The 20,428-nt window shown below is 64.3% G+C and carries 16 protein-coding genes; 8 read left to right on the forward strand and 8 right to left on the reverse strand.

Going from position 1 to position 20,428, the window contains the following annotated elements:
- Window positions 1–3 precede the first annotated feature (3 nt).
- From GQ651_RS03495 to recA, 7 genes are all read left to right on the forward strand, one after another.
- Window positions 4–1,659 (forward strand): alpha-glucosidase, encoded by a 1,656-nt coding sequence (locus tag GQ651_RS03495; RefSeq protein WP_160762819.1) that lies wholly within the window; start codon window positions 4–6, stop codon window positions 1,657–1,659.
- A 19-nt stretch (window positions 1,660–1,678) separates the two neighbouring features.
- Window positions 1,679–2,806 carry an ABC transporter ATP-binding protein gene (locus GQ651_RS03500; RefSeq protein ID WP_160762820.1) on the forward strand — a complete coding sequence of 376 codons (1,128 nt, stop codon included), beginning with the start codon at window positions 1,679–1,681 and terminating at the stop codon, window positions 2,804–2,806.
- 128 nt (window positions 2,807–2,934) lie between these two features.
- Window positions 2,935–3,720 carry an HpcH/HpaI aldolase family protein gene (locus tag GQ651_RS03505; protein ID WP_319637307.1) on the forward strand — a complete coding sequence of 262 codons (786 nt, stop codon included), beginning with the start codon at window positions 2,935–2,937 and terminating at the stop codon, window positions 3,718–3,720.
- A gap of 315 nt (window positions 3,721–4,035) precedes the next feature.
- Window positions 4,036–5,484 carry an IMP dehydrogenase gene (gene guaB, locus GQ651_RS03510; protein WP_160762821.1) on the forward strand — a complete coding sequence of 483 codons (1,449 nt, stop codon included), beginning with the start codon at window positions 4,036–4,038 and terminating at the stop codon, window positions 5,482–5,484.
- 3 nt (window positions 5,485–5,487) lie between these two features.
- Window positions 5,488–6,654 (forward strand): RsmB/NOP family class I SAM-dependent RNA methyltransferase, encoded by a 1,167-nt coding sequence (locus tag GQ651_RS03515; protein ID WP_160762822.1) that lies wholly within the window; start codon window positions 5,488–5,490, stop codon window positions 6,652–6,654.
- 100 nt (window positions 6,655–6,754) lie between these two features.
- Window positions 6,755–8,866 carry a hybrid sensor histidine kinase/response regulator gene (locus GQ651_RS03520; protein WP_160762823.1) on the forward strand — a complete coding sequence of 704 codons (2,112 nt, stop codon included), beginning with the start codon at window positions 6,755–6,757 and terminating at the stop codon, window positions 8,864–8,866.
- A 158-nt stretch (window positions 8,867–9,024) separates the two neighbouring features.
- Complete coding sequence (recA, locus tag GQ651_RS03525; protein ID WP_160762824.1) at window positions 9,025–10,107, forward strand: recombinase RecA; 1,083 nt, start codon at window positions 9,025–9,027, stop codon at window positions 10,105–10,107.
- A gap of 193 nt (window positions 10,108–10,300) precedes the next feature.
- On the opposite strand, the gene GQ651_RS03530 is transcribed toward recA, so the two are convergent.
- From GQ651_RS03530 to GQ651_RS03565, 8 genes are all read right to left on the reverse strand, one after another.
- The gene (locus GQ651_RS03530; RefSeq protein ID WP_319637309.1) at window positions 10,301–10,756 is read right to left on the reverse strand and encodes an MOSC domain-containing protein; all 456 of its coding nucleotides are present in this window, start codon (window positions 10,754–10,756) and stop codon (window positions 10,301–10,303) included.
- 20 nt (window positions 10,757–10,776) lie between these two features.
- Window positions 10,777–11,064 (reverse strand): DUF1330 domain-containing protein, encoded by a 288-nt coding sequence (locus GQ651_RS03535; RefSeq protein WP_160762826.1) that lies wholly within the window; start codon window positions 11,062–11,064, stop codon window positions 10,777–10,779.
- Window positions 11,065–11,068: 4 nt separating this feature from the next.
- Window positions 11,069–13,732 carry an alanine--tRNA ligase gene (gene alaS, locus GQ651_RS03540; protein ID WP_160762827.1) on the reverse strand — a complete coding sequence of 888 codons (2,664 nt, stop codon included), beginning with the start codon at window positions 13,730–13,732 and terminating at the stop codon, window positions 11,069–11,071.
- Window positions 13,733–13,815: 83 nt separating this feature from the next.
- On the reverse strand, window positions 13,816–14,478 hold the full coding sequence (locus tag GQ651_RS03545) for a hypothetical protein (protein WP_160762828.1): 663 nt from the start codon (window positions 14,476–14,478) through the stop codon (window positions 13,816–13,818).
- Between the two features lie 49 nt (window positions 14,479–14,527).
- A complete protein-coding gene (gene typA, locus GQ651_RS03550) occupies window positions 14,528–16,345 on the reverse strand; it encodes a translational GTPase TypA (RefSeq protein WP_160762829.1) in 1,818 nt (605 codons plus the stop codon).
- 66 nt (window positions 16,346–16,411) lie between these two features.
- On the reverse strand, window positions 16,412–17,206 hold the full coding sequence (locus tag GQ651_RS03555) for an isocitrate lyase/PEP mutase family protein (RefSeq protein WP_160762830.1): 795 nt from the start codon (window positions 17,204–17,206) through the stop codon (window positions 16,412–16,414).
- Window positions 17,207–17,268: 62 nt separating this feature from the next.
- Window positions 17,269–18,018, reverse strand: coding sequence for a DUF2182 domain-containing protein (locus GQ651_RS03560; protein WP_160762831.1), 750 nt, complete (start codon window positions 18,016–18,018; stop codon window positions 17,269–17,271).
- Between the two features lie 13 nt (window positions 18,019–18,031).
- Window positions 18,032–18,634: a DUF1326 domain-containing protein gene (locus GQ651_RS03565; RefSeq protein ID WP_160762832.1), complete on the reverse strand. Its 603-nt coding sequence runs from the start codon at window positions 18,632–18,634 to the stop codon at window positions 18,032–18,034.
- 381 nt (window positions 18,635–19,015) lie between these two features.
- Here GQ651_RS03565 and cysS point away from each other — a divergent pair, with 381 nt between their 5' ends.
- Window positions 19,016–20,386 (forward strand): cysteine--tRNA ligase, encoded by a 1,371-nt coding sequence (cysS, locus tag GQ651_RS03570; protein ID WP_160762833.1) that lies wholly within the window; start codon window positions 19,016–19,018, stop codon window positions 20,384–20,386.
- The last annotated feature ends 42 nt before the right edge of the window (window positions 20,387–20,428 follow it).

Consider the following 20,428-nt stretch of genomic DNA (forward strand, 5'->3'; position numbering starts at 1 on the left):
GAGATGAGTTTCCTCGATCCCTGGGTCGATCAGAAGCCTGACCTGACCACCGATCCCGACTGGTGGCGCGGCGCGGTGATCTATCAGATCTATCCCCGGTCCTATCAGGACAGCAACGGGGACGGGGTGGGCGACCTCTCGGGCATCATCCACCGGCTGCCGCATGTCGCCTCACTCGGTGTGGATGCGATCTGGATTTCGCCCTTCTACCGCTCGCCCATGCTGGATTTCGGCTATGACGTGTCGGATTTCCGCGATGTCGATCCGCTCTTCGGCTCTCTGGGCGACTTCGACGCACTGGTGCAACGCGCGCATGAGCTGGGCGTGAAGGTTATCGTCGACCTTGTCCTCAGCCACACCTCGGACCAGCACCCCTGGTTCAAGGAAAGCCGGTCGAGCCGCGATAACCCCAAGGCCGACTGGTATGTCTGGGCCGATCCCAAGCCAGATGGCACGCCGCCCAACAACTGGCTGTCGATTTTCGGCGGTTCGGCTTGGGAATGGGACGGGCAGCGGATGCAGTACTATCTGCACAACTTCCTGACCCAGCAGCCCGACCTGAACTTCCACAGCGAAGAGGTCCGGAAAGAGCTTCTGGACGTTGCACGCTTCTGGCTCGACAGGGGCGTCGACGGGTTCCGGCTGGATACGGTGAACTTCTATTTCGCGGATGCCCAGCTTCGGGACAATCCGCCACTGGCCGAAAGCGAGCGGAACGACAACACCGCGCCCTCGGTGAACCCCTATAACTATCAGGATCACCTCTACGACAAGACCCAGCCGGAAAACCTACAGTTCCTGAAGGACTTCCGCGCCGTTCTTGATGAATATCCGGCGATCACATCGGTGGGCGAAATCGGGGAAAGCCAGCGCGGCACGCAGGTTCAGGCGCAGTACACCTCCGAGGGACGTCTGCACATGGCCTATGACTTTGACCTTCTGGCGAATGCCTATCCGAGCGGCACCCGCATCGCCGCCGTGATGGACAAGATCGAGACCCATGTCGCCAACGGCTGGGCCTGCTGGGCCTATTCGAACCACGATGTCGTGCGTCACACCTCGCGCTGGAACCTTGGTCCCGAGGCGCACCGCATCTACGCGGCGCTGCTTCTGTCTCTGAAGGGGACGGCGTGCCTTTATCAGGGCGAGGAGCTGGGCCTGACCGAGGCCTATGTCCCCTTCGAGGACCTGCAGGACCCCTATGGCAAGCGCTTCTGGCCCAAGTTCAAGGGGCGCGACGGATGCCGGACACCCATGCCGTGGGCGGCAGATCGTGCCAATGGCGGTTTTTCCGACAATAAGCCATGGCTGCCCGTGGCGATGGAACACGTCCAGAGCGCGGCCGAGGTGCAGCATGGCGATCCGGGTTCGATGCTGAATTTCTACCGGGAGATGATCGGCTTCCGCAAAGCCTATCCGGCGCTTCTCAAGGGCAGCTATCACGCGGTCGAGGCCGACGACACATACCTGTCCTTCATCCGTCGGCACGGCAATGTCGACGTGTTCTGCGCCTTCAACCTGTCGGGCGAGCCGAGGGACGTCAAAATGCCGGACGGCGCGTGGCAGATCGACCGCGCCGCGCCGTTCACCATCGAAGACACTGAAACGGGACCAAGATTGCCGGGGTGGCAGGCGCTTTTCGCCACCACCGGATCATAAGGATAAAAGGGAGGGAGTTATGGCCGATCTGTTGCTGACGGATGTCGCTAAGTCCTACGGAAGCGTCGATGTCCTCAAGGACATCAATCTGGATATCAAGAAGGGCGAGCTCATCGTCTTCGTCGGACCGTCGGGCTGCGGGAAGTCCACGCTCCTTCGCATGATCGCCGGACTGGAAAAGATCACCGGCGGTGAGCTTCAGATCGACGGGATGGTCGTCAACGACGTGCCGCCCTCCGAGCGGGGCATCGCGATGGTGTTCCAATCTTACGCGCTCTATCCGCATATGACGGTCCGCGAGAACATGCAGTTCGCGCTGAAGATCGCCAAGAAGAGCCAGGAAGAGATCGATGAGCGCGTCGAGAAGGCCGCCAAGATCCTTCAGCTTCACAACCTTTTGGACCGCCTTCCCAAGGCCCTCTCGGGCGGTCAGCGCCAGCGTGTCGCCATCGGCCGGTCGATCGTGCGGGACCCCAAGGTCTATCTGTTCGACGAGCCGCTTTCGAACCTCGACGCCGCGCTTCGCGTCGCGACCCGGATCGAGATCGCGCAGCTGAAAGAGGCGATGCCCGACTCGACCATGATCTACGTGACCCACGACCAGGTCGAAGCCATGACGCTCGCCACCCGGATCGTCGTTCTGGCAGGCGGCGGTATCGCGCAGGTCGGCTCTCCGCTCGAACTCTATGAGCGCCCTGAGAACGAGTTCGTGGCACAGTTCATCGGCTCGCCTTCGATGAACCTTCTGCCGGGCAAGATCGTCGGCACCGGCGACCAGACCACGGTCGAGGTCGTGGGCGGCGGCACGGCTGTGTCCAACGTGCCTTCGCGGCCCGAGGACATGGGCAAGGACGTCAATATTGGCGTCCGGCCTGAGGATTTCGTCGCCGCCGATCCGGGCGCCGGATACATCTACAGGGGCATCGTGAATATCACCGAAGCCCTGGGCGAGGTGACGCTTCTCTATTTCGAGCCGCAGGACGGCCGTGACCCGGTCATCGGCAAGCTGCAGGGCATTCACAAGAACCTGCGCGGAAACGAAGTCTATCTGGGCGCCGATCCGTCGAAGGTGCATGTCTTCATGGACACCCAGTCGCTTCTCTATCGCGACCGCCCGATCAAGCGGATCGCCACCAAGGCGCACTAGTCGCCGGTACTTCTTCCGACTGAAGCGCCCCGCCAGCCGGCGGGGCGTTTTCGTTCCGGGAACCGGCCGGGTGGCGATTGCATCCGCCGGGGTTTTCCGGTCATCTCGCCAGCGAACAAGGGAGTATGATGATGCCGGTTCCGGTCAACAGGCTGAAGGCGGCGCTTGCCGCGGGCGAGTGCCAGATGGGTCTCTGGCTGGCCATGGCCCACCCGACGAGCGCCGAGATCGCCTCCAAGGCGGGTTTCGACTGGTGCCTGATCGATGGCGAGCACGCGCCGAACGACATTCCCCTGATCCTCGAACAGCTCCGCGCCATGGGCGGGGGGCAGGCGACGCCGGTGGTGCGACTGCCCGTGGGCGACCCGATGCTGGTTAAACGGACGCTCGATCTTGGGGTGCAGTCGCTGGTCGTACCGATGATCAATACCGTGGACGAGGCGCGCGCCATGGTCCGCGCCACGCGCTATCCGCCAGAGGGTATGCGCGGCGTCGGAGCGGCGATGGCACGGGCGGCGAATTTTGGTGAGATCACCGATGTGGTCACCACCGCAAACGATCAGATCTGCCTTTTCGTTCAGGCCGAAAGCCGCGAAGCGCTGGCAAATCTCGACGAGATCTCGGCGCTGGACGGGATCGACGGCGTCTTTCTCGGCCCGGCGGACCTTGCTGCCGATATGGGCCACCCCGGCAACCCCGCAGCGGAAGAGGTTCAGGCCGCTCTGCGCGATGCGGTGGCCCGGATCGCACGCGCCGGCAAGGCGGCGGGCATCATCGATTTCAATCCGGAGAAAGCCGCTGCCTGGGTCCGCGCAGGCGCGCGCTTCGTTGCGGTGGGCGGTGACGTCTCGATCCTCGCGCGCGGCATTCGTGCGGCGGCGGCGGAGGCTGCTTCCGTCAAGGCGGCTCTCTGAAGCCCGGGAGACGCGCGGCGGCAAGGTCGGAGGGGCTCTGCCCCGCCGCGCTTCGCGCGACTCCCCGGGATATTTCGGAACAGGCGAAGACAATTTGAGTCAAATTTCGCCTTCTTCTTGGTGAAAATACTCACGCATACGGGTGCCGCCGCAGCGGAGGCGTGCAGGGGCGGTGCGATCGGACATTGCCCGCTTGCCTTGCATCCTGCCCAAGATGTCGCGGTTTTTGAGCCGGACGGCACAATTAAGGGTTTCGCGGTCGCCCGCATCGTGCAATAGGGAGGCGTCAAACGAACCCTCCAAAGGAGAACCCCCATGGAGATTCGCGAGGCGCTTACCTTCGACGATGTCCTTCTTGTTCCGGCCGCTTCGAGCGTATTGCCGTCCACTGCCGACACCCGCACACGGGTGACGCGTCATATCGCCATGAACATCCCGCTTCTGTCCTCGGCCATGGACACGGTGACCGAAGCACGCATGGCGATCGCCATGGCGCAGGCCGGTGGGCTGGGGGTGATCCACCGCAATCTCGATGTCGATGCGCAGGCCGACGAGGTCCGCCGCGTGAAGCGGTTCGAAAGCGGTATCGTCTACAACCCGATTACCCTGACGCCGGACCAGACGCTCGCCGACGCCAAGGCGCTGCAGGAGCGCTACCGCGTGACCGGTTTCCCGGTGGTTGACGGGACGGGCCGGGTCGTGGGTATCGTCACGAACCGCGACATGCGCTTCGCCCAGGATGACAGCACGCCGGTCCGCGTTATGATGACGTCCGACAATCTGGCGCTTCTGACCGAGCCTGCCGATCTGGACGAGGCGCGGAGCCTGATGAAGGCCCGGCGGATCGAGAAGCTGCTAGTGACCGACGGCGAAGGAAAGCTGACCGGTCTCCTGACGCTGAAGGACAGCGAGCAGGCGGTGCTGAACCCGCAGGCGTGCAAGGACCGGCTGGGTCGTCTCAGGGTCGCCGCCGCCACCACCGTGGGCGACGCGGGCTTTGAGCGGTCCGAGGCCCTGGTCGATGCCGGGGTCGACATCATCGTCATCGATACTGCTCACGGCCATTCCGAGGGCGTCGCAAAGGCGGTGACGCGGGCCAAGAACCTGTCGAACGAAGTGCAGATCATCGCGGGCAACGTGGCGACTGCCGAGGCGACCCGTGCGCTTATCGACGCGGGCGCGGATGCCGTCAAAGTGGGGATCGGGCCGGGCTCGATCTGCACGACGCGCATGGTCGCTGGCGTAGGTGTGCCGCAGCTGACCGCTATCATGGACTGTGCCTCCGGCGCGGGCGATACGCCCGTCATCGCGGACGGCGGGATCAAGTACTCGGGGGATTTCGCCAAGGCGATCGCGGCCGGTGCGTCCTGCGCGATGGTGGGCTCGATGATCGCGGGCACCGATGAAAGCCCGGGCGAGGTGATCCTTTTCAACGGCCGGTCCTTCAAGTCCTACCGTGGCATGGGGTCCCTCGCGGCGATGGCGCAGGGCTCCGCCGACCGCTATTTCCAGAAAGACGCGGCTTCGGACAAGCTGGTCCCCGAGGGGATCGAAGGGCAGGTGCCCTACAAGGGATCGGCGGGAACGGTGATCCATCAGCTGATCGGCGGGTTGAAGGCCGCCATGGGGTATACCGGCTGCGCAACCGTCGAAGAGATGCGCCAGAACTGTCAGTTCGTGAAGATCACCGGTGCGGGGCTGAAGGAAAGCCATGTTCATGACGTGCAGATCACGCGGGAAAGCCCGAACTACCGGATCATGTAAGCCATGACGCCCGCCGCACGATGGGCCGCCGCGATCGAGATTCTCGACCGCGTGGCCGAGGGGCAGGCCGTCGAACAGGCGCTGACCACATGGGGGCGGCGCGCGCGCTATGGCGGCTCGAAGGACCGGGCCGCGGTCAGGGATATCGTTTTCGACATCACCCGCCGCCGCAGGTCTGCCGCCTGGGCGGGCGGTGGCGAGACGGGGCGCGCGCTGGCGCTCGGTGCGCTCAGGCTTGACGGGGACGATCCGGATCAGGTCTTTACCGGCGCGCAATATGCGCCCGAGGCATTAAGTGAAGGCGAGCGAACGGCGGGCAAGGACATCACCACCGCGCCCCGCGCGACGCGCCTCGATTTGCAGGACTGGGTGCTCGGCCCGCTCGACAGGGCGTTGGGGGAAACCGCCGACGCTGTGGCCGAGGCTCTGAGGCACCGCGCACCGGTCACCCTTCGGGCCAACCTTGCCCGCGCCACGCGGGACGAGGTCATGACCGCTCTCGCCACGGCCGGCTATGGTGTCGCGCCGGTGGAGCTGAGCGCAACCGCGATCCGGCTCACGGATCGCGTCCGTGGTCTTCAGACCACGGCCCCGTTCGAGGCGGGTCTGTTCGAAATGCAGGACGCGGCGAGCCAGGCTGTGGTGGATCGTCTTGGCGACGATCTGAGCGGGCTCGACGTGTTGGATTATTGCGCGGGAGGCGGTGGCAAGGCGCTGGCCCTGGCGGCGCGGGGCGCGCGCGTGACGGCCCATGACGCCGATCCCGACCGCATGCGCGATCTGCCTGTACGCGCCGCGCGGGCCGGTGTGAGTGTTGCTATCACCCGAGCGGTGGAGGGTCGGTTCGATCTGGTCCTTTGCGATGCGCCCTGTTCGGGAAGCGGGGCGTGGCGGCGGCAACCCGAGGGCAAGTGGCGGCTGACCGAGGCGCGTTTGGCTGAGCTGACGCGCATCCAGGACGATATTCTCGACACTGCCTCCGGGCTTGTCTCGGAGAAGGGCCGGCTTGCCTATGCGACCTGTTCGCTCTTCCGTGACGAGAACGAAGAGCGCGTCGCTGCCTTTCTCGAACGGCAGGACGGGCGTTGGCGCCAGAGCGACGAACTTCGGCTGTCGCCGCTCGACGGTGGCGATGGCTTCTATCTCGCCGTTCTGGAACGCCAGAGATAATCTCCCCCATTTCCCGAATAGTTAATCCGCCGTTAACGATTGGCGGCGCATAGACGAAGCCAGACGCTTTTTCGGAAAGTGGAGGGCAGGTTTGGCATTGATGACGCCAGAGACGGATGTCCGCTCAAAAGGTCCGGGCGCCGGGCCGGGTGGTGCCGTTGTGCTTGCGCTCATCGCCGTCCTGGCCGCATCGCTGCTGACCGCGCTTCTTTTGCCGGGTCCCGTTCTTCCGGTCCTCCTGGCCGGTGTGCTGGCAGGCAGCCTGTCCATGGCTGCGATTCTGGCTGCAGTCCCCGTATGCCTTGGCCTCTCGTCCCGGCTGGTGGCGAGACTTGTCCTTCATCACGCAGAGCGTGACCCCGGACCTTTCGTTCTGACCGATCTTGCGGGGAATACGCTTGGCGCGAACCCGGCGTTTCTTCAGGCTCTTCCGCCTGGGCGGATCGCCACGCTGTCCGATATGCTGAGCGATCATCTGGCCAGCCCTGAATCGGTTATCGGGTCGCTTCTGAGCCGCGCCAACCGCGACGGCGCCGCCCGCTCCGTGACCGAGGGGGCGCAGCCGACGATCCTCACCGCGCGCCGGCTTGGGCGCTTGCGGGTCGGCTGGCGGCTGGAATTGCCTCCTCAGAACACCCTCCGGTCTCATGGAGCGCCTGCCGGGGAAGTGGGCCACGCCCCTCGGACCGATGATGGCGCGAATATCGGGGGCAGGGACCGCCCCGCCGCCGGTCTGGAAGAGGCCCTGCCCGCCGCCCTTATCAAGATCGCCAAGGATGGCAGCATCCGCGAGGCGAATGGCGCGGCACGGACTCTTTTGCACCTTCAGGCGGATGACTATCCGGCGTTCCACGATCTCGCCGAGGGGGTGGGGCGGCCCATCTCCGAATGGCTGGCGGACGCCTTCGACGGGCGCGGTCTGAACCGGTCCGAGGTTCTGCGCAGCACGCGTGTGGGGCGCGACCTCTATCTGCAGGTCACGCTCGGGCGCATCGAAGAGCGGGGCGAGGTGCTGATCATCGCCATCCTGCATGACGCGACGGAGGTGAAATCGCTCGAGGCGCAGTTCGTCCAAAGCCAGAAAATGCAGGCGATCGGACAGCTTGCGGGCGGCGTGGCGCATGATTTCAACAACCTGCTGACGGCCATCAGCGGGCATTGCGATCTGCTGCTTCTACGTCAGGACGAGAACAGCGCCGACTATGCCGACCTGATGCAGATCTCGCAGAATGCCAACCGCGCGGCGAGCCTCGTGGGTCAGCTTCTCGCGTTCTCGCGCAAACAGACGATGAAGCCTCAGATTCTGGATCTGGCCGAGACGATGGCCGATCTGACCCATCTGCTGAACCGGCTCGTGGGCGAGAAAATTACGCTGGATCTGGATGTGCAGAGCCCCAACAAGGTCATCCGCACAGACAGACGCCAGTTCGAGCAGGTGGTCATGAACCTTGTCGTGAACGCCCGCGACGCAATGCCGAACGGCGGCCGCGTCGGGATTGCCGTCAGGGAAGAAACGCTGGACAGCCCTCTCGAACGCGACCGGGCCGAGGTGCCACGGGGAGACTACCTGGTGGTCACCGTTGCGGATGAAGGCATCGGGATCGACCCGGATTCGCTCCAGAAGATATTCGAGCCCTTCTTCACGACCAAGAAAACGGGCGAGGGGACGGGGCTTGGCCTTTCCATGGCCTACGGCATCGTCAAGCAGTCGGGCGGGTTCATTTTCGCCGAAAGTACGGCGGGCCGTGGCACATGCTTTACCCTCTACTTCCCCGCGATGGACAAGCCGTTGAAGGTTGCAGGTACCTCCGGCGCGGCCAGGCAGCGACCGCGCGCACCTGTCGGAGAAGGTGTGGTCCTTCTGGTCGAGGATGAGGCACCCGTACGCGCTTTCGCGGCGCGCGCGCTCCGGATGCGCGGATATACCGTGATCGAAGCCGCCGATGCCGAAGAGGCTTTGAAGAAACTGGAAGACCGTTCGCTCGACGTGGACCTGTTCATCACCGATGTGATCATGCCCGGAATGGACGGGCCAAGCTGGGTCCGAGAGGCGCTGAAAGACCGGCCGGACACGCGCGTGGTTTTCGTCTCGGGTTACGCCGAGGAAAGCCTTTCCGAGCACCAGTCGCGAATCCCCAATTCCGTCTTTCTGCCCAAGCCGTTTTCGCTGTCCGATCTCACGACGGTGGTTCACAGGCAACTCGCCGCCTGAACCGGCGGTAACGCCCCCTTAACCACCTGTATGATTAGAGTTTGAAACAAATCTATTGAAATGTTCGCGTTTTGGTCTCATACAGTGCGACAAGAACAAGAGGCGAACATGAGCATCGTTGCCGCCCGCTGGCGGCTGTGAAATAAGGAACAGGACCTATGGCTGCGGCAGAGCTTCTCTCGATGAGCGACAAGACAAAATCGGACAAGGCCAAGGCGCTGGAATCGGCGCTGGCACAGATCGAACGCCAATTCGGCAAGGGCTCGATCATGAAGCTCGGGGGCGACAATGCGCTGCCCGAAATCGAGGCAACGTCCACCGGATCGCTTGGTCTCGACATCGCTCTCGGCATCGGCGGTCTGCCCAAGGGCCGGATCGTCGAGATCTACGGGCCGGAAAGCTCGGGCAAGACGACGCTGACGCTGCACTGCGTGGCGGAAGAGCAGAAGAAAGGCGGCGTCTGCGCCTTTGTCGACGCCGAGCATGCGCTCGATCCGCAATATGCCAAGAAGCTGGGCGTGAATCTGGACGAGCTTCTGATTTCGCAGCCGGATACGGGCGAGCAGGCGCTGGAAATCACCGACACGCTGGTGCGGTCCGGCGCAGTCTCGATGGTCATCGTCGACTCGGTCGCCGCGCTGACCCCCAAGAGCGAGCTGGAAGGCGACATGGGCGACTCGTCCGTGGGCGTCCATGCCCGCCTGATGAGCCAGGCGATGCGGAAGCTCACCGGCTCGATCGCGCGGTCGAACTGCATGGTGATCTTCATCAACCAGATCCGGATGAAGATCGGCGTCATGTTCGGCAGCCCGGAAACGACGACCGGCGGCAACGCTCTGAAATTCTACTCTTCCGTCCGTCTCGACATTCGCCGGATCGGCGCGATCAAGGATCGCGACGAAGTGGTCGGCAACACCACCCGCGTGAAGGTGGTCAAGAACAAGGTGGCCCCGCCCTTCAAGCAGGTGGAATTCGACATCATGTATGGCGAAGGCATCTCGAAGACCGGCGAGCTTCTGGACCTTGGCGTCAAGGCCGGCGTGGTCGAGAAATCCGGATCATGGTTCAGCTATGGCGATGAGCGGATCGGGCAGGGGCGTGAGAACGCCAAGACCTTCCTGAAGGAAAACGCCGATATCGCCTGGGAGATAGAGGACAAGATTCGCGCGGCACACGGTCTCGATTTCGATGGGGCGGACATGGATGCCGACGAAGGCGATGACGGGCTGATCGAGGCCTGATCGAAAAAAAGTATTTGCGCCCGGGCAAAGCCCGGTCGCGGTGGGGCCGTCGCTGTCGCGACGGCCCTTTTTCATGCCTCCGACGGGAGTATTTTCACCAAGAAGAAGAAAATTTGACTCAAATTGTCCCCGTTGGGTTTCCGCATTTTGCGGTTTCTTCTTGGTCCAAATACTCCCGCCGGAGGAGGAAAAGTCATTCGCCCGGTAAAGGAACCACGCTGGCTCCAAGCGACACGGTGCCCGAGTGCACTACGCTCGCATAGACGCCGCCATGCCCGCGCACGGCCGAATATCCGCCATGACCCAGCGCTTTTTCCATCCGGGAGCAGGGCGGGCAGGGGCCGGTCACCTCGATCACGGCGTCCCCGAGGCCCAGCCGTCGGTGCCGCGCGGCCAGAAGGTTCAGGCCGGAAACGACGATGTTGCGGCGGAGGAGGGCGGGGTCGATGCGGTCTCTTTCAAGAAGCGCCGCGATGACAGGCAGATGCTCGGCCTGGATCAATGTGAGCGCACGTTTGCCGGCGCGCGCGTGGTCCCCCTGAAGGCCGTTTTCGAGAAGCGCGGCCTCTGCCACAGATACGGTCGCCGCCAGCCGTTCGGGCCGGATCAGGATCGTCTCGATCCGGCCGGGCCTGGCGTGGCGCCCCATCATGTCGGACAGAAGGGCCGCTATTCGGTCGTCTCCACGATGACGAGATCGCGTTCGGAGGCGCCGCGCGCGTGATCAAGTGCGGCCTGGTACGCGTCGGAGCGGTAGCAGGCCTCGGCCGCTTCGAGAGACGGAAAGACCGCCACGACGTTCCGCGCTCGGTCATTGCCCTCAAGTTGCACATAGCGGCCGCCCCGCGCGATGAACCGTCCGCCATGGGCGGCGATGGCGGGCCCGGCGAGTTCGGCGTATTTGCCGTAAGCCTCGGCGTCGGTCACCGTGACGTGGGCGATCCAGAGTGCTCCCATAGGTCTATCCTTTCAAAACCGCCTTGGCAGCGTCGAGTGCCGCCGCGGCGTTGTCGGCCGAGGGGCCGCCCCCCTGAGCCATGTCGGGACGGCCACCGCCGCCCTTGCCGCCCAGCTCCGCGACGGCCGCCCGCACCAGATCCACCGCCGAGACGCGGTCGGTCAGGTCACCGGTCACACCCGCCGCAACAGCTGCCTTGTCGCCGGTATCGGCAATCAGGACGACGACACCGCTTTCCAACCGTGCCTTGTGCTCGTCGATCAGGGGCGGCAGGTCCTTGCCGGAGACGCCGGTCAGAACCTGAGTGTGAACCTTGATGCCCGCCACGTCCTCTGCCGTGGGCGCGGTCCCGCCGCCGCCCGACATAGCCAGTTGGCGGCGGAGTTCGGCGACCTCGTTCTGCAGCGCCTTTCGCTCGTCCTGAAGGGCGCGCACGCGGTCGACCACTTCGGTCGGCTGCGCCTTGAGCGCGAGAGCCACTTCGGCCAGACGATGATCCTGTTCGGACAGGTATTTGAACGCCTCGGCGCCGGTCAGCGCCTCGATCCGGCGTACGCCGGCCGAGGACGCGCTGTCGCCGAGCGTGACGAAGACGCCGATATCGCCGGTGCGCGCCACATGGGTGCCGCCGCAGAGCTCGATCGAATAGGTGTCGCCGCCGACGCCTTTGCCGGTATCGGAACGGCCCATGGAGACAACGCGCACCTCATCGCCGTATTTTTCACCGAACAGCGCCTGCGCGCCGAGGCCACGGGCATCGTCCGGCGTCATGATCCGGGTCTCGACGGGCGAGTTCTGCCGGATGAAGGCGTTGACCTCGTCCTCGACGCGCGCCAGTTCCTCAAGGCTCAGCGCCTTCTGGTGGCTGAAGTCGAAGCGGAGCCGGTCGGGCGCATTGAGCGAGCCGCGCTGCGCGACATGATCGCCAAGCGCCTGACGGAGAGCCTCGTGCAAAAGGTGGGTGGCCGAGTGATTGGCGCGGATCGACGAACGGCGGGCGTGGTCGACGTCCAGCCGCACGGGCATGCCCTTCTTGAGCGTGCCGTCCTCGGGCGTGAAGCGGTGCGCCCAGATGCGGCCACCCGCGAAGCGCTGCGTGTCCGAGATGGCGCCGCTGACGCCGTGGTCGTCAATGGCGCGGAGCCAGCCCGTGTCTCCGACCTGACCACCCGCCTCGCCGTAGAACGGCGTCTGGTTCGTGACGATCCAGGCGCCATCGGCGGGAACGGTATCCACAACTTCGCCTTCGGACACGATGGCAAGGACCTGACCCTCGGCGGTCTCGGTCTCGTAGCCGAGGAATTCCGTGGCGCCGAATTTCTCGGCCAGTTCGAACCAGACCTCGGCGTCCTTGGCCTCGCCCGAGCCAGACCATGCCGCGCGCGCCTTGGCCTTCTGCGCCTCCATGGCGGCGTCGAAACCTTCCATGTCGACGCTCAGACCCTTTTCGCGGAGCGCGTCCTGGGTCAGGTCGACCGGAAAGCCGTAGGTGTCATAGAGTTTGAACGCCGTCTCGCCGGGAAGCGCCTTGCCGTCGCCAAGTCCGGCCACGGCATCGTCCAGAAGGGACAATCCCCGGTCGAGCGTCGCCTGAAAGCGGCCTTCCTCTGCCTTGAGCGTTTCCTCGATCAGCGCCTGAGCGCGGCCGAGCTCGGGATAGGCCTGACCCATTTCGCGGACAAGCGAGGGCACAAGGCGGTACATGACCGGGTCTTTCGCGCCCAGAAGATGCGCGTGGCGCATGGCGCGGCGCATGATCCGACGGAGAACATAACCGCGCCCCTCGTTCGACGGCAGCACGCCTTCGGCGATCAGGAAGGAGGTCGAGCGCAGGTGGTCCGCGATCACGCGGTGGTGGACATTGCCCTCGCCGTCGGGGTCGACCGACGTGGCGTGGGCCGACGCCTCGATCAGCGCGCGCATCGTGTCGGTGTCGTAATTGTCGTGCTTGCCCTGCAGAAGCGCACCGATCCGCTCAAGCCCCATGCCGGTGTCGATGGACTGCATGTCGAGCGCCCGCATAGAGCCGTCCTCGAACTGCTCGTTCTGCATGAAGACGATGTTCCAGATCTCGATGAAGCGGTCGCCATCCTCTTCCGGGCTGCCCGGAGGCCCGCCCCAGATGTGGTCGCCGTGGTCGTAGAAGATCTCGGTGCAGGGCCCACAGGGACCGGTCGGCCCCATCTGCCAGAAATTGTCCGAGGTCGCGATCCGGATGATCCGGTCCTCAGGCACGCCGACCTTCTTCCAGATCTCGAAAGCCTCGTCATCGGTGTGGTAGATCGTGGTCAGAAGCCGGCTCTTGTCGATGCCGAAATCCTTGGTCAGCAGGTTCCAGGCAAACGGGATCGCCTCGGTCTTGAAATAGTCCCCGAACGAGAAATTTCCCAGCATTTCGAAGAAGGTATGGTGCCGGGCGGTGTAGCCGACATTGTCCAGATCGTTGTGCTTGCCGCCAGCGCGCACGCATTTCTGCGCGGTCGTCGCGCGGACGTAGTCGCGATGCTCGACGCCGGTAAAGAGGTTCTTGAACTGGACCATGCCCGAGTTCGTGAACATCAGCGTCGGATCGTTGCGCGGCACGAGGGGCGAGCTGTCGACAACCTCGTGGCCATTGCGGGCGAAGTAGTCGAGGAACGTGGAGCGGATATCGTTGAGGCTGGTCATGGTCTTTCACGGGGGAGAAATCGGACCGGGCCGGAATATACCCATGTCCTGCAAGGGTAAAGCGGTTCCGGGGCCGCAGGCGTTCAGGGATAGTCGTGATCGAAGACGATGGCGCCGCTCAGGATGCCGCCCAGCCACGCGCACTGGTCGTCGCGCTGGCTGAAATGGGTCCAGACACGGCGGGTGAAGGCATCCGGCGACATGACCGCCAGGATACCGACGATGTAGTCGCGCGAAATCCGGCGCTCCATGTCGAGGCCCTGTTCCAGCGCGGCGCGGTCCGCGTCCGAGAGGCTCATGATCTGATAGCTGTAGGCAAAATACTCGCTGCTGGCGAGGCAGTTGGGATAGGGGCAATCGGTTTGGTCATAAAGCGCGTGCGCCAGTTCGTGCACCACGACACTATCGAAGAAGCGCTCGGTCGGGATGTCCGCGAAGACGCTGTCCGCGTCGCGAAGAGCGGTCATCCTATCGGGTTCAAGCAGTTCGATCCGCGCCTCGCCGCAGTGGAAGACACCGAAGCAGTTCCGGTCAATGTCGGAATAAGTGGTGATGGAGACCGGCTCGGGCAGGGCGAAACCGCATTCGGCGAACAGCGCGATGGCGTCATCCGACGCGCCGCAGATGCGCTGGTGGAGCGCGGCGTCGTCGGTCTCGGTCGTGACGGTCCCGTTCGGGCAGACCATTGGCGCCGCTGCAAGCGGCTGGACCAACACGAAAAGTGCAAAAAGAACCGGGCGATACATGCGGACCCCTTCGGGTCCACACTAGCCGCATCGCCCGCGATCGCAAAGCCTAGCCCGCGCGCGCCGCCCGTTTGCGCTCGTGCGGGTCCAGATGCCGCTTCCTCAGCCGGATCGAATTGGGGGTGACCTCGACCAGTTCGTCATCGTCGATATAGGCGATGGCTTCTTCCAGCGACATCGTGATCGGTGTCGTCAGGCGAACCGCTTCGTCGGTGCCGGAGGCACGCACGTTGGTCAGTTTCTTGCCCTTGAGCGGATTGACCTCGAGATCGTTCTCGCGGCTGTGCTCACCGATGATCATGCCCTGATACACCTGCTCCTGGGCGCCGATGAACATGCGACCCCGGTCTTCAAGGTTGAAGAGCGCATAGGCAACCGAGACGCCATCCTCCATCGAGATCAGGACACCGGCGCGGCGGCCCGGAATGTCGCCCTTGTAGGGCGTCCAGCCATGAAACACGCGGTTCAAGACGCCTGTGCCCCGCGTATCGGTCAGGAACTCGCCATGATAGCCGATCAGACCCCGCGACGGCACATGTGCCACGATCCGGGTCTTGCCCGCGCCGGCGGGGCGCATGTCGATCATCTCGCCACGGCGCGCGCCGGTCAGCTTCTCGATCACCGGGCCGGTATAGTCGTCGTCGACGTCGATGGTGACTTCCTCGATCGGCTCCTGTTTGACACCGTCCATTTCGCGGAAAAGCACCTGAGGCCGCGAGATCGACAGCTCGAATCCTTCGCGGCGCATGTTCTCGATGAGGACGCCCATCTGCAATTCGCCCCGGCCCGCGACCTCGAAGGCTTCGCCGCCGGGCGTGTCGCTGACGCGGATGGCCACGTTCGATTCCGCCTCTTTCATCAGGCGGTCGCGGATCACGCGGCTTTGCACCTTCTTGCCATCGCGGCCTGCGAGCGGGCTGTCATTGATGCCGAAGGTCACGCTGATCGTCGGCGGGTCGATGGGCTGGGCGGGGAGCGGCTCGTCCACGGCAAGGGCTGCGATCGTGTCGGCCACGGTCGCCTTGGCCATGCCCGCGATCGAGACGATATCGCCCGCCTCGGCTTCGTCGATGGCCTGCTGGCCGAGGCCGCGGAAGGCGAGGATCTTGGTCACACGGAACTGCTCGATCTTCTGACCCGACCGCGAGAGCGCCTGAACCGTCGCGCCGGTCTTCAGCTTGCCGCTTTCCACACGGCCCGTGAGAAGCCGGCCGAGATAGGGATCCGCCGCCAGCGTCGTCGCCAGCATCCGGAAATCCTCGCCCGAGCGGGATTGCTGGCGGGGGCGGGGCACGTGACGGACGATCAGGTCGAACAGCGCCGAGAGGTCTTTCTGCGGTCCGTCCAGATCGGCATCGGCCCAGCCCGAGCGGCCCGAAGCGTAGAGATGCGGGAAATCGAGTTGATCCTCGTCCGCATCGAGCGCCGCAAAGAGGTCGAACACCTCGTCGAGCGCGCGGTCGGGCTCGGCATCGGGTTTGTCCACCTTGTTCAGGACCACGATGGGGCGGAGGCCGAGCGCCAGCGCCTTCGAGGTCACGAATTTGGTCTGGGGCATCGGGCCCTCGGCGGCATCGACCAGAAGGACCACGCCGTCCACCATCGAGAGAATCCGCTCGACCTCGCCGCCGAAATCGGCGTGGCCGGGGGTGTCCACGATGTTGATCCGTGTGCCCTTCCATTCGACGCTGGTGGCCTTGGCAAGGATCGTGATCCCGCGCTCGCGTTCAAGATCGTTCGAATCCATGGCGCGCTCGGCCACGACCTCGCCTTTCCGGAAGACACCGGATTGCTTCAAGAGCTCGTCCACGAGGGTCGTCTTGCCGTGGTCGACGTGGGCGATGATGGCGATATTTCTCAGGTCCATGGGGTACGCGTCCTATTTGTCGCGCCCCCCTTAGGCGGCTTCCGGCAGGAAGGCCAGCGGGAAAGATCAGGAGATCAGATCATCGACCTCGCCGCCGGGCATCGCCTGTGCGAGGGGCGAGAAATCGCCCGCATCGAACATCGCCCGCCCCGCGTCGTGGATGGCCCGGTGCGTGACACGCGCCAAGGCCGAGCCGAGCGACAGCCGCGCGGCCCCCATGGCGGCATAGTCGGCCCGGGATAGGCCGGAATAGCGCCCGGCGACAAGCACGTTCACCGGCTTCGATGTCGCCGAGATCACCCGCTTCAGGTCATCGACCGTCTCGGGCATCGGGACATAAAGGCAGTCGGCCCCCACAGCGTCGAAGGCCCTTATCCGGCGGATTGCCTCGTCGATGTCGTAATGCCCGTTCATCACCCCGTCGGCGCGGGCGACAAGGACGAAATCGTCTGGAAGCGCCCGCGCAGCGAGCGCCGCCGCCTCTATCCGCGCGACGGCGTCGTCGAACGAATAAGCCTCGTCATCGGGAAGGGCGGCGTCTTCGATGGAGATACCGGCCAGACCCGTCCCGGCGGCGAGGCGGACGGTCTCGGCCACCGTGTCGGGGTCATGCCCGAACCCGTTCTCGAAGTCGCCCGAGACGGGGACTCTCACGGCATCCACCAGGTCTTTCGCGTGAGCCAGCGACTCGTCCCGGGTGACATGCCCGCCATCGGGCCGCCCGAGGGTAAAGGCATGTGCCGCCGATGACGTAGCAATGGCCGGCGCCCCCATCGCCGCCAGCATCCGCGCCGAGCCCCGGTCCCAGGCGTTGGCGAGGATGAACGGGTCGCCGGGGCGGTGGAGGTCTCGGAAGGTCATGGGGGAGGGCTCCTGTGGCTTAACACTCAATGCGCCGCTGGGAAATCGTGGCGGGCATGTGATCAGATGATAAGGGCGAGCCCCCAGAGAATGAGGACCAGCCCGCCGATCCTTGCCGTGATATCGCCCCGGGGCAAAACCTTTTCGGCAAGGACGATGGTGGTCAGCACCGCGATCACCGTCAGGTTCATCACGCCACCCACGAAAAGCACCAGCATCAATGCCCAACAGCAGCCGATGCAGTATTTTCCATGACTGATCCCCATGCGAAACGCGCCTGAGCGACCGGGGCGCCATTCGGTAAGGATAAAGCCCATCGGGGTCCGGCATTTGTTGAGGCAAGCCGTTTTGAGGGACGTGAATTGGAACGCGCCTGCGAAGATGAGTATGGCGGCCGAGACCGCCGGACTTTCAAGCCTGAGCATGTGCGACAGGATTCCGGCCTGCTGCAATCCCCATTGCGCCGCCGCAGCGGCCGCACTGAACAGCGCCCAGCCCATCAGGTAGCCAGCGACGAACCAGCGGCTGGCACCGGGTGTTGCGGGGTCACGGTGGCGGGCTATCTTGCGATGCACCGCCAGAATAGGCAGCGCCGAGGGCAGCATCATGGCACCCATCATCACCGCCCACATAAGCCAGACCGCGACGATTTCCCTGACCGACCAGAACGAGTCGGCGGGCATGGTCAGCGCGACAAGCGGCGACGACATATTCGACAGGGACCAGAAGATCAGTGCCCATCCGAGCCCCGCCAAAAGGCAGAGCGAGATCAGGGCTTGTCGATAATCTCTGCCCGTCGGACCCGGTCGCATCGGCTGGCGCGCCTCAGTTCCAGTAGGCGAAATCTGTCGCGAAGCCGCAGCGTTCGGAATAGCTGAAGGACAGGGGCGCATCCTCGACGGCGAGGTTCGACACCGACTCCTGTCCGGGATGGTCGTGACCGGGGATGCCGCAGGACACCGTGCCGTCATGCTCGAATTTCCGTACGACATTGGCGGATGCCGTCGACGCGATTTCGACGGATTCAGCGCCCGGCGTGTGGTCTACGCGGATAGCGGCGGGTTTCACGCCGAGGATTGTGGAGAACCGGGATGCCACAGCGAAATTCCCACCGGCATCCCCTCGGAAAATCTGTTCGAGAGCGGCGAACTGCTCCTCCGATGCACGCTCGTCGATATAGATGTGGATCGACCAGATGTCGTCACCGACGTCATTGTTATAGGTGCCTGCGATCGAGACAAGCAGGTCCGAGATGTCGGTGTCGCCAAACTGCCCGTCGAGGATCCGCCACGACAGTACGAAGTCGCAATCGTCATAGGTCGATCGCCCGCCCGGAGCGCTGCCTTGTCGTCGGCACGGACAGATCGCCTCACAATTGCAGGCCTCGTAATAACTGCCGGAAATTCGATATGTGTTTGGTGTCGTCATGTCGGCCCCTCGTTCCTTTCCAACTCCTGTTACGTCATTGGCCGGTGGGGCCGCCTGTTTGACCCTAATGTCACCGTGGCGCTGTGACAATCTTGGCCGGCTCCCGTTCCGGCCGGGCAACCTGTCAGCGCCGGAAATGGCGGCGAAAACACGAGAGCCGGGTCGGCTGGGCTTTGAGAGATGCAGCGGACGCTCAAGTCGATGGTGATTCCCCTTCCCAAGCGCCCCGTTCCCGGCTATCCCTCTCGCCCATGACCCGCTCGATCTGCATCATCTGCTGCATTACCTGCTGACATCACGTCGCGCGGGCCGGTCCTCTTTTCTCTCTCTTCTGACCTTGCTAAGCCCCGCGCGGCAGCCTCTTGCCCGAAGGACAGGCTTATGACCGACATCACGCTCTACAACACGGCCCACCGCCGGAAAGAGCCGTTCCGCCCGATCGACCCGTCGAATGTGCGGATGTATGTCTGCGGGCCGACCGTCTATGACCGGGCGCATCTGGGCAATGCGCGGCCCGTTGTGGTGTTCGACACGCTCTACCGGCTTCTCCGGCACGTCTACGGGGCCGATCACGTGACCTATGTGCGGAACTTCACCGACGTCGACGACAAGATCAACGCCCGCGCCGCCGAGACGGGCAGGTCGATCCGCGAGATCACGGACGAGACATCGCGCTGGTATCTGGACGACATGGCGGCTCTTGGCGCGCTCGAGCCCGACCACATGCCGCGCGCCACCGAGTGGATCGCGCAGATGGTCGAGATGATCGCCGGCCTGATCGCGCGGGGGCACGCCTACGAGGCCGAGGGCCATGTCCTGTTCCGGGTCCGGTCCTACAAGGACTATGGCGCGCTTTCGGGCCGGTCGGTGGACGATATGATCGCGGGCGCCCGTGTCGAGGTCGCCCCCTACAAGGAAGACCCGATGGATTTCGTCCTCTGGAAGCCGTCCTCGGACGACCTTCCGGGCTGGGATAGTCCGTGGGGCCGGGGGCGGCCCGGCTGGCACATCGAGTGCTCGGCCATGTCGTTCGAGCTTCTGGGCGAGAGTTTCGACATTCACGGCGGTGGCAACGACCTGCAATTCCCGCACCACGAGAACGAGATCGCGCAGTCCCGCTGCATGGGGCATGGCTTCGCCAATGTCTGGATGCATAACGAGATGCTTCAGGTCGAAGGCAAGAAGATGTCGAAGTCGCTCGGCAACTTCTTCACCGTGCGGGATTTGCTGGATCAGGGCATCCCCGGCGAGGTGATCCGGTTTGTTTTCCTGAGCACGCATTACCGCAAGCCCATGGACTGGACGGCGGAGAAGGCGCGCGAGGCGGAGGCGACGCTGCGGAAGTGGTATCGTCTGGCGGATCAGGGTCCTGACGGTCAGGAGGTATACCGACCTGTTGTCAACGCATTGGCGGACGACCTTAACACTCATCTCGCCTTGTCCGAGCTTCACCAGCTTGCCCATGCCGGGGATGTCGGGACGCTGCGCTCGTCGATGCAGTTTCTGGGTCTGATGGCGGACGGTATCCCCGTCTGGGCGAAGGAAGAGGGGCCGAGCGGCGAGGTCGCCGCCCTGATCGAAGACCTGCTGGCGGACCGTAAGCGCGCCCGCACTGAGAAGGACTTTGCCCGTGCCGACGCGATCCGGGACGCCTTTGCCGCGGCGGGCGTAATTGTCAAAGACACCGCCGAAGGCGCCGAATGGGAATTGTCGCCCGACTTCGACCTCGCAAAGTTGGAGGCCCTGAAATGAGCGCTCCGTTCACATCTTCCGCCCGGCGGCACGCCGGGCAGC

It is taken from the genome of Kangsaoukella pontilimi (genome assembly GCF_009830125.1).
GTDB lineage: Bacteria > Pseudomonadota > Alphaproteobacteria > Rhodobacterales > Rhodobacteraceae > Kangsaoukella > Kangsaoukella pontilimi.